We start from the raw sequence: 2461 nt of genomic DNA on the forward strand, positions 1-2461 counted from the left end.
CGACTCCCTTATGTTAACATTTTCATATTTCAATGTCAACTAAGTTTTTCATTTTGTTTTGTCGCTTTCTGCGTTGTTGCTATCGGCGACTTGTCCTATATTACACCTCTATATAATAATAGTCAACATTTCTTTTTCATTTTCTACAAAAAAAATTCCACACACTCATACCTCATCTTTATTTTACATATGTATATATAATCAAGATACATGAAAGGAGTGCATCAATTGTTGGATCCTTCCTTATTACACATCATTAGTACTAATGCAAGAAGCCCACACTATCATAGAAACTTTCCTCTCATTCTATTTTGGAGTCAAAAAAGTGGTTGTACTTCCCTTGCTAAGTGGTTTTTTTACCAGATTGATTTATTACAAACAGCTTTAAACTATCACCCCTTCATCCATAATTTCGAATATGAAATATACAAAAGTACACCGGCCTATAATATACGGCTAAGTGTAGCACTACGAGATAAACAAAAGAAAACTTTCAAACTGGTTCGCAATCCGTTTAGAAGAGCAGTCAGTTCTTTCGTGTCCTTAATTGCACCTCCTTATGTAGAAAATGAAGAATGGAAACCCATTCGAAAGTTTTTATATCAAAATGAAAATTCTCCTAAAGGAATCTCATTCAAACAATTTTTATACTACCTATTTACTAAAGGTGCTCATGCAAATGATATTAACGCTCACTTTACACAACAATATATAGCAGGTGAAGAAGAGTATGTAACCAATTATATATACTTAGAAAATTTCGATCAGGAAATGAAAGAATTAGAAAAACGTTTCGAATTAAAACCTGCACCGATAAATGAGTTTTCAACATCATGGCATCATCAAACCCCTGCCATGATTTATAAAGGGAATTTCAGCGATGCCGATATTACTGATCCTTTATTCCCTCGTCACCCGACTTTTGAAAGCTTTTATGATGATGAATGTATACAGCTCGTCAAAACAATATTTCAAAAAGATTTCGATACATATAGATATAACAAAGAATATCCCTACTAATTTAAGTCCATTATCTTCGCTAAATATAAAAAGATACCTTATACATATATATGAGGTATCTTTTTAACATTTAAACTATATAAAACGTACAATTTAACAGTCCCTACTATCCATTTTATTACCCTTTAATAGATTACGTAACTTTTGCTTATCCGCCCATCCTACTCCAATTAAAACTAGACTCCCTCCCATTATTATCTTCCATGTCAGAGATTCATTTAATAGGATAATTGAAGTAATGATACTTATTAACGGCAATCCATTTAAGTACAGTCCACTTATTGATGCTGAGACCGTCTCTAGCGCTTTATTCCAGAACCAATATGCTAAAATTGTTGCCCCGATAACAAGGTATACTACACTAAATCCAATCTTCCATGTTTCGATTTTTGGGAAACCGTAGTAAAAAATTTCTATCATTGCAAATGGCAACACAATAGCTGCACCTATCATTAGTGTTACTGTAGTGAAAACTTTATTAGATAAACGTCGTTCTTGTTTTGGCCGTTTTAACAAAACTGTGTAGAACGCAAATAAAAAGGTACTTAATAAAATAAGTATATCTCCTATTAAAGACACCTCTTGATTAGTATCGCTAGATGGAATTGTAATAAAGAGCACTCCTATAGCGCCCAACATAATTCCGATCCAATAATCCATCTGAATTTTCTCTTTCAGAAAGAACGCTGAAAAAAGAATTGTAACTAATGGCAATGCAGCATCAATAATACTAACATGTAATCCACTTGTTAAAGAAATACCATAGGATGTGAACATAAAGTACCCAGCTACACCAGTAAAAGACAGTAAACTCATTCTTTTCCACGGAATATGTTTATGTATAACTGCTTTTTGTAGTTCGTTAAATGAGAAAAACATACAAATTCCACCCGCAAAGAAAAGACGAATAAATAACAAAGTAAACGGTTGAATGGATTCTAATGCCCATTTCGTTGGTGCAATGGCTGTTCCCCATAATATAACAGCCACTAATAACATGCATATTTCTTTCATAATCCCCCACACCCATCAAAAAATATATGTTAACTACCTTAATTATAGATTTTTTCTTATGTAAAATCCTTTAAAACCACAAAAAGGTTATGCAAAAAATAGCCATCCAGCTCTTTTTTACATAACCTTTTCATATTAAACCAAAACATTATTGTTCATTCGACAACTAAATTAACATAAAAAGGAAATCCTTACCTTCAATTTATATTTAAACGTATTACTTTATCATCCGAATTTTATTTTATACCGTTTCTATTTCATTCTTTTTTCGTCTTTAGGGTTATTAAATTTATGAATTTTACCCTTCGGTAAATATAAATAAACACAAAAAAACCTAAGTCGAAACGACTTAGGTTTTTGCTTGGCGACGTCCTACTCTCACAGGGACAAGGTCCCAACTACCATCGGCGCTAGAGAGCTTAACTTC

At 32.5% G+C, this 2461-nt stretch carries 2 protein-coding genes; one reads left to right on the plus strand and one right to left on the minus strand.

Translation table 11 applies throughout. The features are described from left to right. Positions 1-228: 228 nt before the first annotated feature. A complete protein-coding gene (locus MR066_RS26950; protein WP_242249048.1) occupies positions 229-1020 on the plus strand; it encodes a sulfotransferase family 2 domain-containing protein in 792 nt (263 codons plus the stop codon). Between the two features lie 93 nt (positions 1021-1113). Here the strand turns inward: MR066_RS26950 and MR066_RS26955 are convergent, their stop codons facing one another. Next, entirely contained in the window at positions 1114-2034 is a 921-nt protein-coding gene (locus MR066_RS26955; RefSeq protein WP_002140184.1) for a DMT family transporter, read from the minus strand. Positions 2035-2461 lie beyond the last annotated feature (427 nt).

The sequence above is a fragment of the Bacillus cereus group sp. BfR-BA-01523 genome (assembly GCF_022662615.1).
GTDB classification, from domain to species: domain Bacteria; phylum Bacillota; class Bacilli; order Bacillales; family Bacillaceae_G; genus Bacillus_A; species Bacillus_A mycoides.